At 68.5% G+C, this 13,196-nt stretch carries 11 protein-coding genes and 2 pseudogenes; 5 read left to right on the forward strand and 8 right to left on the reverse strand.

Features of this window, described 5'->3' with window-relative positions:
- The first annotated feature begins 86 nt into the window (after positions 1-86).
- The 3 genes and pseudogenes from ITX44_RS01170 to ITX44_RS01180 all read left to right on the forward strand — a co-directional run bounded on the left by ITX44_RS01170 (position 87) and on the right by ITX44_RS01180 (position 3,820).
- Positions 87-656, forward strand: a complete 570-nt coding sequence (locus tag ITX44_RS01170) for a TetR/AcrR family transcriptional regulator (RefSeq protein WP_205355033.1) — start codon at positions 87-89, stop codon at positions 654-656.
- Between the two features lie 403 nt (positions 657-1,059).
- Positions 1,060-1,971 carry an SDR family oxidoreductase gene (locus tag ITX44_RS01175; RefSeq protein WP_205355034.1) on the forward strand — a complete coding sequence of 304 codons (912 nt, stop codon included), beginning with the start codon at positions 1,060-1,062 and terminating at the stop codon, positions 1,969-1,971.
- Between the two features lie 166 nt (positions 1,972-2,137).
- Positions 2,138-3,820: pseudogene (locus tag ITX44_RS01180) on the forward strand (CocE/NonD family hydrolase).
- A gap of 78 nt (positions 3,821-3,898) precedes the next feature.
- Here the strand turns inward: ITX44_RS01180 and ITX44_RS01190 are convergent.
- The 3 genes from ITX44_RS01190 to ITX44_RS01200 form a co-directional block, all read right to left on the reverse strand.
- Positions 3,899-5,137: a phosphatase PAP2 family protein gene (locus ITX44_RS01190; protein WP_307795026.1), complete on the reverse strand. Its 1,239-nt coding sequence runs from the start codon at positions 5,135-5,137 to the stop codon at positions 3,899-3,901.
- Between the two features lie 331 nt (positions 5,138-5,468).
- Positions 5,469-5,618 carry a hypothetical protein gene (locus tag ITX44_RS01195; RefSeq protein WP_205355037.1) on the reverse strand — a complete coding sequence of 50 codons (150 nt, stop codon included), beginning with the start codon at positions 5,616-5,618 and terminating at the stop codon, positions 5,469-5,471.
- 329 nt (positions 5,619-5,947) lie between these two features.
- A complete protein-coding gene (locus ITX44_RS01200) occupies positions 5,948-6,547 on the reverse strand; it encodes a TetR/AcrR family transcriptional regulator (protein ID WP_205355038.1) in 600 nt (199 codons plus the stop codon).
- 97 nt (positions 6,548-6,644) lie between these two features.
- On the opposite strand from ITX44_RS01200, the gene ITX44_RS01205 reads away from it, so the two are divergent.
- Entirely contained in the window at positions 6,645-7,808 is a 1,164-nt protein-coding gene (locus ITX44_RS01205; protein ID WP_205355039.1) for an epoxide hydrolase family protein, read from the forward strand.
- A 446-nt stretch (positions 7,809-8,254) separates the two neighbouring features.
- Here ITX44_RS01205 and ITX44_RS01210 read toward each other — a convergent pair whose 3' ends face one another.
- From ITX44_RS01210 to ITX44_RS01225, 4 genes are all read right to left on the reverse strand, one after another.
- Positions 8,255-9,151: a cyclase family protein gene (locus ITX44_RS01210; RefSeq protein WP_205355040.1), complete on the reverse strand. Its 897-nt coding sequence runs from the start codon at positions 9,149-9,151 to the stop codon at positions 8,255-8,257.
- A 115-nt stretch (positions 9,152-9,266) separates the two neighbouring features.
- Entirely contained in the window at positions 9,267-10,232 is a 966-nt protein-coding gene (locus ITX44_RS01215) for an alpha/beta hydrolase (protein WP_205355041.1), read from the reverse strand.
- Between the two features lie 15 nt (positions 10,233-10,247).
- Positions 10,248-11,108: an LLM class flavin-dependent oxidoreductase gene (locus tag ITX44_RS01220; protein ID WP_205355042.1), complete on the reverse strand. Its 861-nt coding sequence runs from the start codon at positions 11,106-11,108 to the stop codon at positions 10,248-10,250.
- 41 nt (positions 11,109-11,149) lie between these two features.
- On the reverse strand, positions 11,150-12,082 hold the full coding sequence (locus ITX44_RS01225) for an alpha/beta hydrolase family protein (RefSeq protein WP_205355043.1): 933 nt from the start codon (positions 12,080-12,082) through the stop codon (positions 11,150-11,152).
- A 131-nt stretch (positions 12,083-12,213) separates the two neighbouring features.
- On the opposite strand from ITX44_RS01225, the gene ITX44_RS01230 reads away from it, so the two are divergent.
- Positions 12,214-12,810: a TetR/AcrR family transcriptional regulator gene (locus ITX44_RS01230; protein ID WP_205355044.1), complete on the forward strand. Its 597-nt coding sequence runs from the start codon at positions 12,214-12,216 to the stop codon at positions 12,808-12,810.
- Between the two features lie 156 nt (positions 12,811-12,966).
- On the opposite strand, the pseudogene ITX44_RS42945 reads toward ITX44_RS01230, so the two are convergent.
- Positions 12,967-13,182: pseudogene (locus tag ITX44_RS42945) on the reverse strand (CocE/NonD family hydrolase); the annotation flags it as partial.
- Between the last annotated feature and the right edge of the window lie 14 nt (positions 13,183-13,196).

The following is a 13,196-nucleotide window of genomic DNA, read 5'->3' on the forward strand; positions in this document are numbered from 1 at the left end:
TGCTACAATGACGGCATCTGGTGCCGTGACGCAGGAGATGCGTGCGGTCGGGCGGCGGCCGCGATGAGCGGAGCGAGGATCTGCAGGTGGGACGATGGAAGCCGGACACCAGCGGCCGTTTGGAGCGGGCGGCCATCGAGTTGTACCTGGAGAATGGCTTCGCCCGGACCACGGTGCCGCAGATCACTGAACGCGCGGGTGTGACCACACGCACCTTCTTCCGCCACTTCGCCGACAAGCGCGACGTGCTGTTCGTGGGCCACGACGAGCTCAGGGAGCGGGTGGCGAAGACCATCGCCGCGGCGCCGCCCGCATGGTCCGCCACCAAGGCGGCCGCCTCGGGTCTGAACATCGCGGCCGCGGCACTGCAGAGCTCGCAGGACGAGGCGCGAGACCGCCGAAGCCTGATAACTGCCACCCCGGAGTTGCGTGAACGCGAGCTGATCATGTTCGCGGCGGTTGCCGGCACCATCTCCGAAGCGCTGATCGCACGCGGTGTCGAGGATCGTGCGGCGCGCGCGGTCGCCGAGGCGATGGTCGCGGCGTTCCGGGTCGCGTTCGAGTACTGGGGTGAACACACGGAGCGGGAACTGCCCCAGCTGGTCGACGAAGCCCTCGATTCACTCAAGGAAGCCTTCGCGGCCGTTGGTGACTGAAGAGGTCGCTGGGCACCCGTCCGGCGTTCCTTCACCCTGCCCTGCCGCCCGTCGCTCCCCATGAACCGGTTGGCGGGGGAGGCGGCCGTCTCCGCACGACGACCCCAGCGGTTTACGACATTCGATGTCGTCATCTACAACGGTCATTCAGTGCCGAGGTAGGCGCACCCCGCCCATCGCCACGCCGCACATGGCGCACGACTGAGGAGCTTCGGGCTCTCACCTGCAACAATTCGGTGAGTCTGTCCATGTGAGCCATGATCGCGGCTCCCCGACCGCCCCCGGCCCTCATGACCTCCAGTGTCATCAGTGGTAGCGTGATGACATCGGATGTCATCGGGAGGTCATCGGCAGCCGCCTCCGGCAGCTCAAGCCGATCGACTCCCTTTCCTGGAGGCTTCTCATGCGTGTTTTCGTGACCGGGCCGTCCGGACACCTCGGATCCGCCCTGGTGCCCGAACTCCTCACCGCGGGCCATGAGGTCGTCGGCCTCGCCCGCTCCGATGCGTCAGCCGAGGCCGTCGCCCGGCTCGGAGCCGAGGTCGTACGCGGCGAGCTCGACGACCTCGACGGCCTGCGGAAGACCGCCGCGGCCGCCGACGCGGTGGCGCACCTCGCTTTCAAGCCGTTGGCCGGTGGCGGTTTCGCCGAAGCGATCGCCTCCGACCTGGCGGCGATCACCGCCATCGGCGAGGCGCTCACCGGCTCCGGCAAACCGTTCGTCGGCACCACGGCCACCATGCTGTGCGCGCTCAACGGCGTCAGCGGGCGTCCGGCCACCGAGGAGGACGCCTTCCCCGGCGGCCCTCGGATCGACGCGGAGAACGCGGTGATCGCGCTCGCCGATCGCGATGTGCGCTCCGCGATCGTCCGCCTGGCGCCGCTGGTGCACAGCACACTCGACCGCCGGGGCTTCACCCGGGCTCTGATCGGCATAGCGCGTGACAAGGGCCTGTCCGCGTACATCGGCGACGGCTCGAACCGCTGGCCCGCAGTGCACACGCGTGACGCCGCCCGCCTTTACCGGCTCGCCCTGGAGAAGGCCCCGGCCGGCACTCGCCTTCACGCGGCCGGGGACGACGGCATCGCCTTCCGCGATATCGCCGAAGCGATCGGCCGACACCTGGACGTCCCGGTCAAGTCCATCTCCGCCGAGGAGGCCCCCGCTCACTTCACCTACCTCGCGCCTTTCGTGGGCGTCGACAACCCTGTTTTGACCGTCCTCACCCGACGTGCGCTCGACTGGGAACCGACCCACCCCACCTGGACCGAAGACCTCGACGAGGGCCACTACTTCGCTCCGCGGACCGCGTGACCGAAGCTCCCGCGCTGCTCGGCACCACGGCCGACGCGACGCGCCGACAACGTTCGACAACCGACGGAAAGGACGTGCCCTGGTGGGCGAGAACAGGACTGCGGACGGTGCGTTCCGCGTCGACGTGGACGGAGCGACAACCGTCGAATGGGACGTGCCGATCGAGGTGGGCGACGGGCTGGAGCTGCGCGCCGACGTCTTCCGCCCAACCCGGCCCGGCACGTATCCGGTGATCCTCAGCATGGGCCCGTACGGCAAGGGCCTGCCGTTCCAGCGAACGTACGCGCAAGCATGGGAGCTGATGGTCACCAAGTATCCGGAAGTCGCCGAGGGATCGAGTTGCGCGTACGCGAACTTCGAAACGGTCGACCCGGAGAAGTGGGTTCCTGACGGCCATGTCTGCGTCCGCGTCGACGCACGGGGCTCGGGCCGCTCACCCGGCCACCTCGAATTCTTCTCCGAGCGCGAGATCCAGGACCTGTACGAGTGCATCGAGTGGGCCGCGGCTCAGCCATGGAGCAATGGCAGAGTCGGCATGAACGGCATCTCCTACCTGGCCATCAATCAGTGGTACGTGGCCGCGCTCCGCCCGCCGCACCTCAAGGCCATCTGCGTGTGGGAGGCGCTGGCGGACCGATACCGCGACGCCACTTATCACGGCGGGATCTGGACCGACTTCACAAACATCTTCTTCGAGGCAGTCACCGCCTCCACCCAGTACGGACTCGGTGAGAAGGGGGGCCGGAACCCGATCACCGGGCAACTGATCTGCGGCGACGAAACCCTGTCCGACGAGGAACGGGCCGAACGGCGTGCCGACTACGCCGGAATCGCCAGGCAGCACCCGTTCTTCGACGAGTTCCACCGTGCACGGAATCCGGACTGGTCGCGAATCGAGGTGCCGGTGCTCTCCGCCGGCAACTGGGGCGGCCAGGGCCTGCACCTGCGCGGGAACACGCTCGGGTTCGAGCAGGTCGCCTCGAGCGAGAAGTGGCTTGAGATGCACGACGACACCCACTGGTGTCACTTCTACACCAACTACGGCCTGGAGCTGCAGAAGCGGTTCTTCGGCCACTTCCTCAAAGGCGAGGACACCGGCTGGGACAAGCAACCGCGCGTACAGCTCAGGACCCGTCACGCCGAAGGCGGTCGCATCGTCATGCGCACCGCCGGCGACTGGCCGCTGCCCGAGACGCAGTGGACGCGGCTCCATCTCGACGCGGCCGACGGATCGCTCAGGCCGAGCGGTGTCGCCGAAGCGTCCGCGAGCTACGACGGCATGCAAGGCCGGCTCAGCTTCAGTTACACCACTCCGCGAGCGATCGAGCTCGCCGGTCCGGTCGCCGCCAAGCTTCACGTCGAGAGCTCCACGAGCGATGCCGATTTGTTCCTCGTAGTGCGCGCGTTCGAACCAGGCGGGACCGAGATCGTGTTCCAAGGCGCCATCGATCCGAACACCCCGATCGCGTAGGGCTGGCTGCGCGTATCGCAACGGGCTCTGGACCCCGAGTTGTCGCGGCCATTCCAGCCCGTCCACACGCATGAGCGCGCCCAGCCGATGACGCCCGGCACGGTGTACGAGGTCGATGTGGAGATCCTCCCGACGAGTCTGGCGCTCCCGGCCGGCTATACCTTGCAACTGGATGTCCAAGGACATGACTACGTCTATCCGCCGGCGATGGACGCCGCGGGCAGCGACGTGAGCATGGGGGCCGCGCTCACCGGGTGCGGGCCCTTCATCCACAAGGACGCCGCGTCCCGTCCCGCGCAGACCTACGGAGGCACCGTCACCATCCACACGGGAGGGCGTTACGACTCCCACCTCCTACTGCCTATGATGCTCGACTGACAGAACGTGACCGTGGCCGCGCCGATCAGAGGGCGAACAGCCCCGGGCCCAGCCCGTACGGCTTTCCCCACGACGTGCTTACTTCCGTGTCAGGGCCGCTGTGATCATCTGCAGAGCCAGGCGGAGCCGGTCGCGAACACGGCGTCCTGGCACCAGGTCTGCTGGGGAAGTTCGGCGTGGGGGATCTCCAGGTCCGTCTCCAGGTCCAGGGCTGCGAGTTCGGCTTTCCGGGCTCGGGGGGCCGTCCGGGTCGGGGTGCTGCCGTCCCCAACGAGGCCTCGTCGGCGCTGCCCGTTGCTCCTCCGATGCGCCCATGCCACGCCAGCGAGCCGGACAGCGGCGGCCAGGTGGATCCTGAAGGTCGGGCCGCCGCGTGATCGCCGGGGCAGGGCGGCGTTCAGCCGGGCCCGCCGTCGTCAGTGGAGTGGCTGGCCGGTCTGCGGGCGGTGCCGGTCTGGCGTCAGGGCCGGTTGGCGGCTCGCCGACGCCGTGCCGGCGGTCGCGGTCGCCACTGACACGCTGGTAGGCCATTCGGCCGGTGAGCAGGCGCTGGATGAGGAATCCGACGGCCAGGGTCAGCGCGCCGCCGACGGCGTCCGCGACGAAATGGTTGGCCGTCGCCAGAATCACGGTGAAGGTCGCCAGTGGATAGCAGACGCCCAGGACCCGTACCCAGGTGCGGTGGGCCAGGGCCGCCAGGGTCAGGCCGCTCCAGGTGGACCACACGATGTGGACCGACGGCATGGCTGCGTACTGGTTCGACACCGACGAGACGTGGCCCGAGCCCCACGAACCCCACGTGTGGTGAACCACCACCGTGTCGACGAAGCCGTCGCCGGTCAGGAACCGCGGTGGTGCCAGCGCGAAGAAGGTGAAGCCGATCAGGGCAAGCAGCGTCGCCGTGTACAGGGCGGTACGGGCGCTGCGGTACGACGCCGCATGCCGGGCGTACAGCCACACCAGCACACCGAGCGTCACGACGAAGTGCAGCGTGGCGTAGTAGTAGTTCATACCGACGATCAGCCACCTCACATGGTTGACCGCGTGGTTGACCGCCAGTTCCGGGTCGAGGTGCAACACCCGCTCGGCGTGCCATATCCACGACGCCCGGTGCATGGCCGCAATCCGGTGGTCCGGCACGAGGGAGCGGGTGCAGTCGTAGGCGACGTACAGGGCGGCGGAGAAGGCGAGCTCGACCCACACTCGCGGCCGGCTCAGCGGGCGCAGCCGGGCGGGCAGCAGGCCGCCGCGGCGAGCGCCGGAGGAAGCAGCCGAGGTGTCGTTCGTCACCGGCCTGCGGTGGGCGGACGTGGTCACCGCGGGCTCCCCGAAATGGCCAGTTCGGCGAGCCCGTCTTCGCAAGCGGTCAGGCAACGGTGAGCGGTGATGAAGGGGATCCCGGGGCTTGCCCGGATGTCGAAGGAAGCGCTGTCGGGCAAAAGTACGACGAATTCAGCCGGGACAGCCACGTACTCCGGTGTCGTTCCTTCGGCTCGGCGCTCGGCGGCCGGCCGGATCCGGACCCGCTGCCAGTCCGTCGGGTTCACACCAGCGCGGGCACGACCACCTCCCCGGCACGTGGCTGCGGCCGGGCCCGCCAGGCGCAGCACGCCAGGGCCGCCCGTGCGGGCGCAGGTCGCGGCACTCATCATCGTTCGCCCTTCGTGCGCAGTTCCCACGGCTGCATGCCGAGAACATGCGCGATCTTCACCTGCATCTCGACAGCGGACGGCAACGGGGGCCACAGCACGGACGGTTCGATGATCTTGCCGTCCGTGTCGAACCGGGCGTAGTCCATCCCATTGACCAGGGAGGGACTCGAAGGCGGTGCGGTCCTGGGCGAATGCGGTCATGGCTACTCCTTCCGGGCAGCCCGTGCGGGCCGTCCGGTTCAATGCCGCCGGCAGATCGAACTGGAACATGGGCTGTGCCACGGAGAAGGTGGACTTCGAAGCCACCGGTACGTCCACGACGCCGGCGTTCCACAGCACGGATGGGTCCAGCGGCTTCGGCCCGGTCATCGACAACGTCACGGTCCATCTGTTCATAGGTCATGCCCGCATCGGTGGACGATGTCGTGTCCGGAGCGGGATGGTCCGCGGCTGGGTTCGGGTGCTGGGCTGCGGGTCAGGGCTGGTCGTCCACCAGGGCGATTGCGCGCGTCTCGGGAACTCCCAGCAGCAGCAGGCTCGTGATCGTCGCTGCTCGGGCGCCGCGGGTCCCGTTCGACAGGTCGCTGTCCGCGATGGCGAACACGACGCCGTAGGCGAGCTGGCTCAGAATGCCCGCCGGCAGGTGCTGTGCGAACACATCGCTGTCCTGGCCCCGTTGCACGAGGCCGGCGAGGAGTTCGTCGAGCGGCCCGAGCAGGCTGTGGATCGCCTCGCCGTACTCACCGCGGCGCAGCGCCAGCAGGACTCGGTACCGGTGCGCCACCGGCCAGAGGCGGGCGACGAATGCGACCCACGTCGCGCCCGCTTCCGCATCGGGGGTGTCGGCTTCGGTGAGTACGGCTGTCATCTCGGTGACGGCCCGTTCCGTGAGGGTGCGGATCAGGTCCAGGCGCGAGGGGAAATGGCCGTAGACCGTGCGGCGGACGACGCCGGCAGCGGAGGCGATGTCGCCCATACCGGCGTCGGGGTTGTCTCCCAGCACGTCGAGGGCGACGTCGAGGATGCGATCGCGTGTCTCGTTCGTCGAGCGCGCGCGGGGGGACTGGGTGGGCACGACACCATTGTTGCACACCGGTGTGCAGTGAAGTAGATTGCACACCGGTGTGCAACGAAGGGTTGCGCCGTGCCTCCAAGCTCAGGAGAAGAGAGCAATGACCACACCGACACCACCGGCCTCGACCCGCATCCGCCCGTTCACCGTCTCGATCCCGGACTCGCAGATCGAGGACCTGAAGCGGCGACTGGCCGCAACCCGGTGGCCGGATCCGGAAACGGTGGGCGACTGGTCGCAAGGGGTCCGCGTGGAGAACGCCAGGTCCCTGGTCGAGTACTGGGAGCGCGGCTACGACTGGCGGCGCCTGGAGTCCGGGCTCAATGGCTTCCCCCAGTTCCTCACCCGGATCGACGGGCTGGACATCCACTTCATCCACGTCCGGTCCAGGAATCCGAATGCGATGCCGCTGCTGCTCACCCACGGATGGCCGGGTTCGGTCGTGGAGTTCCTGAAGCTGATCGGCCCGCTGACCGATCCGGTGGCGTTCGGAGGAGACGCCGCCGACTCGTTCGACGTCGTCGTCCCGTCGCTGCCCGGGTTCGGGTTCTCCCAGAAGCCCACGCAGACCGGGTGGACCGTATCGCGCATCGCCAGCGCGTGGGTGGAACTGATGAAACGCCTGGGCTACACCAGATGGGCCGCGCAAGGCGGCGACTGGGGTGCCGTCGTCACCACCGCCCTCGGAGCCATGCAACCCCAGGGGCTTGCCGGAATCCATCTCAACACCCAGTACGCCTTCCCCGCACAGATACCCGACACCTTGTCCCCCGAACAGCGCCACGCCGTGGAGAGCCTCGCCCTCTACACCGGCGAACTCGGCGGGTCGAACCACCTACAGGGCACCAAGCCGGAGACCATCGGATTCGCCCTGGCGGACTCCCCCGCCGGCCAGGCAGCCTGGATCTACGAGAAGTTCCAGTCCAAGACCGACAACCACGGACTCGCCGAGGACACCCTCGCCATGGACGACATGCTCGACGCGATATCCCTGTACTGGTTCACCAACAGCGCAGCGTCATCCGCCCGCATCTACTGGGAGAACCGATCCGCCACTTTCGCCGGCCCGAAACTGACACTCCCGGTCGCGGCGACCGTCTTCCCCAAGGACATCCCACGCCTGCCACGAAGCTGGATCGAAGACACCTACAGCAACCTGATCCACTACACCGAGGCCGACAACGGCGGACACTTCGCGGCCCTCGAACAACCCGAAATCCTCGTCGACGAAATCCGCACCGGCCTGCGCACCCTCCGCACCTGACCCCAACACGCGAGCCCGGGAGCGCATGCGTATCACTCGGGCCTCACTGAATCGACCGAAGCGCAGACCGAGGGTTCGTACCTGTACGAGCCCGGCTCCCCGGTGCACAAGCTGTATCGATCAGCTGTCTGCCGGGCGGCGCCGCCGAGAAGGCGTGAGCCGGCCGACTGCAACGCCGGGCCGGACGAGCGAGTTGTCCGGCCCGGTGTCGTCATGCGTACGGTCTGACGTACGTCGCACGGTAGCGGGTGCGCCAAAAGAGTCCATCACCGCCTCCGCGGCCATGGACCGGGAGGGCTGGTTCAACCAGCTTTTCACCGACCACGCCTTCCCGGGCGTGCCCGCGGACTTCGCGTACGCCTCGCCGCACTACAGCCTCACGCCGACGATCCTCCACCCGCTCATGACCGCCCGTGTGATGCTGGTACCGCCAACCACAGCACCCGTCAGAAGACCGCAAGTGGATTGACCGGGAGCCCGGTGGCGCCGCGCACGGCAATCGTGCCGAGCGCGAACAGGAAGCTGTATCGCTCGATTTCGGCGCACACCCGCGCCAGCTCAGCCACGTTGACGCAGTCGATCAACGGCATCCCCAGCTGGGCGAGGGCAACATCGTGGAGCACCGGCGTTCCGGCTGACGGTTCAGGGAGCTTGTCCCCGATGTCGCCGGCGTACAGGCACACTTCGCGCTCCGCCATCCACTCGACGGCGCTCAGCGAGGTGGTCGGCAGGGGGCCGAAAGGATCGTCGGCGGCAACCCATCCTCCGCGCACGACCAGCGCATCGCCGGACTCGACTCGCACTCCCTGGCGCCTCTCGGCCGCCGCCAGGTCGTCCGCGGTCACGACATGGTTCTCGGCGAGCCGTTCTCCCGGCGCCAGGTCGAGGAGTACACCCCGCGTCACGATCCCGTCGACGAACGCTGACGACGAACTCCGGCTGACCGTCGCCCCGGCGGTTGCTTCGGCGAGTGAGACACCGGGGTAGACGGTGTTGTCGACCGGTATGTGCGCCAAGGCGTCGATGTGCGTCGAACGCGCGTGGTGGACGTTGATCAGCAGTACATCAGTCAACGCCGGGGTGGGCGAACCGGTGAACGTCATCGTTTGCAGTACCGCGGACGGCATGCCGTGTTCGGCGAAAGCGACCGGCGCGGCTATGGGCACCGGTGTGATCGGGTGAGCCAGGGAGACCACACGGCCCGTCATGGCTTCGGCCACGCCGCGGGCGCGCGCCGCGGCCGTGATGAAGTTCAGGGTGCCTCGGTCGTCGTCAGCGCCCCAGCGGCCCCGATTGGTCAGCGGCCTCTCTCCTCGTGGCCTGGCGACTTCTTCCGAGTTCATCTTTCCTCGCAGGTCGTTCGTGGTCGGTCTGATAAAGGTGTTGGCTCAGCGCGGCCGCGGATTGGGCCTTGCGAGCTCACACGCGTGCGGATCACGTCCGCTCCGCTGCTGGACGTCAGCCCGCGGTCAGGAGTCGCCGGACCCAGGCGGCCCGGGTCGCCGATGCGGTCCGTGACAGCGCAGCTTGTGGTGCCATGCCGTCGAATCCGTGGAAACCCCCCGGCCAGACGTGCAGCTCGGTCGGTACGCCGGCCTGCAGCAGCCGAGCGGCGTAATCGATGTCCTCGTCGCGGAAGGTCTCGACAGAGCCGACGTCGACGAAGGAGGCGGGCAAGCCGCTCAGGTCGGTCGCCCTCGCAGGCGCCGTGTAGATGCTGACGTCGCCTCCGCCTCTGCGCTCGCCGAGCAACGCGTTCCATCCGGTCATGTTGCTGGTGGCGTCCCAGATGCCCTCGCCGTCGAGTTCCTGGCTGCTCGGCGTGGCCAGTCGGTCGTCGAGCATCGGGCACATGAGCACCTGCCCCAGTAGCCGGGGGCCGCCGCGGTCGCGCGTGAGAAGCGCCACGCCGGCCGCGAGGCCGCCGCCGGCGCTCGTCCCGGTGAGGACGATGCGGTTCGGGTCGCCACCGATCTCCGTGGCGAGTTTGTGGGTCCACAACAGACCCTCGTAGCAGTCCTGGATCGGCGCCGGGTCGGGGTGCTCCGGCGCCAGGCGGTACTCCACCGACACCACGATGGCGCCGATGTCGACAGCCCAGTCCAGCACGCTGCCGACTCCGCGGCTGTTGCCGATGATCATGCCGCCGCCGTGCATGTGGTAAAAGATGGGGGCTCCTGCCGCCAAGCCCACCGGCCTGAGAACGAGCAACGAAATCTCCGGAGCACCCGACGGACCGGGTACGGACAGGTTCTGCAGCTGGACGGTCCCGTTGCGCGTCAGGGCCTCGTCCGGGACCGCGAACATGGGGTTCGCCCGCAGCCCCTGGATGTCCCCGGCGGTGATGGTCGGGGAAAGATGTTCGTGTACGGCCTTCAGCACCGGGGCGAGCTCCGGGTCGATCGGTGGGTGTGTCCTGGTCATCGGTGATTCCTCGGTTCAGGGGGCGGTGATCGTGTCGGAGAGGGGGACGATGACGGAGTCGGCGACCCAGCGTGCGACTCCGGTCGGGTAGGGCGCGCCCAGCCCCAGCACGATGTGGCTGAACCCGCCGTCGAGCGCCGCGCGGATGGTGTGACGGGTGTGCCGGGGCCGGTCGTAGGAGACGGGCAGGACGATGGATCGAGTGATCTCAGCCGGGTTTCGGCCGATCTCGTCACAAAGCCGGTCCAGCATGGCGCTGCGCTCGATCGCTTTGTCGATGCTGCCGCCGGGCATGTTCCACCGGTCCGCATGCTTGGCGACCACGCGCAGAGTCGGGGTGGCCTGGCCGCCGATCAGGATCGGCGGGTGGGGGCGCTGGACCGGTTTGGGACCGCAGAAGGCGCCCGACAGCCGGTGATAGTGGCCCTGGAAGTCGAACGGTACGGGTTCGGTCCAGAGTCTGCGGATGATCGTGCACGCCTCGGCGAGGCTTCCGACCGCATGGGCGGCGTCGTGGAAGGGGAAGCCGTGAGCTGCATACTCACGCCGGGCCACTGGCACGCCGGGGCGAGAGCCCGCGCCGATACCGAACTCGAGCCGGCCACCGGAGACGGCATCGACAGTAGTCGCGATCTTGGCCAGCATGGCCGGTGGGCGGAACCTGTTGCTCGTGACCATCACCCCGAGCCGCAACCGCTCGGTTTGGGCTGCGAGAGCGCACAGCAGTGTCCAGCCCTCGAAGGTGGGCCCGTTCGGGTCGCCGCCGAGCGGCATGAGGTGGTCGAAGAGCCAGGCGTGCTCGATCTGCGGGATGCCGTCCGCCTCGCGCCAGACCCGCAGGACGTCGTCGTAGGCGACCTGTGCCGGGGCGGTCATGATTCCGAAACTGGGTCTGCTGGCCGGTGTGCGGGGGTTGATCACTTCGAGTCGATGCTTCCCAGCGGGTCGGCGGCCGTGGCCAGAGTCCGGCGGGCGGTAGGCCACGCGTCGTTGTCGAGGCCGAGCGCGGTGCGCAGGTACGCCAGGGTGGCGCGCTGGACGGCCGCCACTCGCGCGGGGCTTTCGTCGGTGGTGCGCGTGTCGTTGGCTCCTTGGATGCCGCCGAGTCCGTGTTCCGCGCCGAAGAGGGTGAGCAGGTCGGTGGTGCCCGGGCTGAGGCGGTAGCCGTCGGTGAACCAGTCCGGACCGCGCACCGTCAGCGGGGACTGGTCCGCGTCGCCGGCGACGATCAGGCTGGGTGTCTTGAGTTCGGCGAAGTCAGGGCTCATGAAGGGGAAGTACTGGGCGCCGAGGGGGCTCAGGTCGGCCCCGCCGGTTCCGGGCAGGCACAGCAGCACGGCCGCGCTGACTCGCTGGTCGGCCATGCTCTGACCGGGGGTGCCGTCGGCGTCGACGACCCTTGCGCCCGCGAGGGTGCTGGCGGTCTGCGCGCCCCACGAGTGTCCCGCGACCGCGATGCGGGCACGGTCGATGCGGCCGGCCAGCCCGGGCACGGCGGCTTCGACGGCGTCGAGGCGGTCCAGGACGTGAGTGAGGTCGTCGGTCCGGATGCGCCAGATGAGCGGGTTGCGCGGGTCGTCGGGGGCCAGGCCGAGGGAGTCGAGATGGGTGGGCTGGATGACGACGAACCCGTGGGAGGCCCAAAAGCCGGCCAGCGGCACGTAGTCGTCCATGGTCAAGGTCATGCCGTGGGAGAAGACGACGACCGGCAGGTCACCGCCGGTGGTCGGCGCCGAGACCCGCACCTGGAGGTCCTGGCCGCGCTCGGGTGCCGCAAGCGTGACGGGCGCGACCGAGACGACCGGTGCAGCCGGTTCGTCGCCCACAGTGATGGATGCGGTGTCACTCATGAGGTGAACGCCTTTCTTGGATGAGGCCAGGGGGTCACGCCGGGCGGCGTCTGGCATCATTGAATGCGGAGCGCCGCTCCGAATTACGATACGGAGCATCGCTCCGTTTTGCAAGTGGGAGGGTGCTCACGATGTCCACGGCCAACACGCCGCCAGCACCTGCGGGTCGCAAGCGATCCGACGTCCGCCGAAACGAGCAGATACTGTTGGATGCTGCGGCGGCCGTCTTCGTCCGTGCCGGAGTCGATGCCCCAGTCCGGGAGATCGCCGCCGAATCGGGCCTCGGCATGGGCACCATCTACCGCCACTTCCCCACCCGGGCGGACCTGGTGGTGGCGGTCTTCAGACACCAGGTCGACGCGCTCGCCGCTCACGCGGCGCCGGCTGCCGATACGCCGTACGAGGTCCTGCGGCAGTGGGTTCACCAGTTCGCCGACTTCCTGGTCACCAAGCACGGCCTCGCCGAGGCAATGCACTCGGACCAGGCCGGATTCGAGAGCCTGCACAACGAGTTCGTCGAACGCCTGCTGCCCGTCCTCGACCGGCTGTTGAAGGCCTCCGCCTCTGCCGGCTGCACACGCGCCGACGTACGGGCCTACGACTTCATGCTCGCCATCGGCAACCTGTGCATCGGAGTCGAAACCTTCCCCGACTACCGCGCCCGCCACATGATCGACCTGCTGCTCGCCGGCCTTGCCCGGACCGCCCCGGGCGCCGAAAGGCAATGAGCCGAAAGAGCGCCGACGTGCCTGGGAAAGGCGACGACCGGAGCGAAAGCGCGCACCACCAGCAACAGGTCCGTGTCGGCGGTCGAGGACTCGACGCAGAGCTTCGCGGCCACCGGTCCGGCGAACCTCCACGAAGGTGGAGAGGACCGCCCATTCGATGCATTCGTACAGATCCTGGGTTTCACGCCGGGACAGGGGGTCGAGCAAGCCGGGCGAACGGCCCGTTCCCCGGGCATCGACCCGCACACACACGTAGTCGTCCAGCACCCACTTCTCGGGATCAGGGAACTCGTACACCTGGAACTTCTGGCTCGTACCCTGACCGACGTCCGGATGCTGGGCCACCAACTGCTGGTACGCCTCCGGCATCATCTGCTTCGGCGCTG

Origin of the sequence: Actinacidiphila acididurans (assembly GCF_016918855.1) — a bacterium.
GTDB classification, from domain to species: Bacteria; Actinomycetota; Actinomycetes; order Streptomycetales; family Streptomycetaceae; genus Actinacidiphila; species Actinacidiphila acididurans.

What these genes read in the sequence shown, in the direction of transcription:
- ITX44_RS01175 (WP_205355034.1), top strand. Translation starts at nt 1,060, where the DNA reads ATGCGTGTTTTCGTGACCGGGCCGTCCGGACACCTCGGATCCGCCCTG.
- ITX44_RS01195 (WP_205355037.1), bottom strand. Translation starts at nt 5,618, where the DNA reads ATGGACTACGCCCGGTTCGACACGGACGGCAAGATCATCGAACCGTCC.
- ITX44_RS01205 (WP_205355039.1), top strand. Translation starts at nt 6,645, where the DNA reads ATGACCACACCGACACCACCGGCCTCGACCCGCATCCGCCCGTTCACC.
- ITX44_RS01210 (WP_205355040.1), bottom strand. Translation starts at nt 9,151, where the DNA reads ATGAACTCGGAAGAAGTCGCCAGGCCACGAGGAGAGAGGCCGCTGACC.
- ITX44_RS01215 (WP_205355041.1), bottom strand. Translation starts at nt 10,232, where the DNA reads ATGACCAGGACACACCCACCGATCGACCCGGAGCTCGCCCCGGTGCTG.
- ITX44_RS01220 (WP_205355042.1), bottom strand. Translation starts at nt 11,108, where the DNA reads ATGACCGCCCCGGCACAGGTCGCCTACGACGACGTCCTGCGGGTCTGG.
- ITX44_RS01225 (WP_205355043.1), bottom strand. Translation starts at nt 12,082, where the DNA reads ATGAGTGACACCGCATCCATCACTGTGGGCGACGAACCGGCTGCACCG.
- ITX44_RS01230 (WP_205355044.1), top strand. Translation starts at nt 12,214, where the DNA reads ATGTCCACGGCCAACACGCCGCCAGCACCTGCGGGTCGCAAGCGATCC.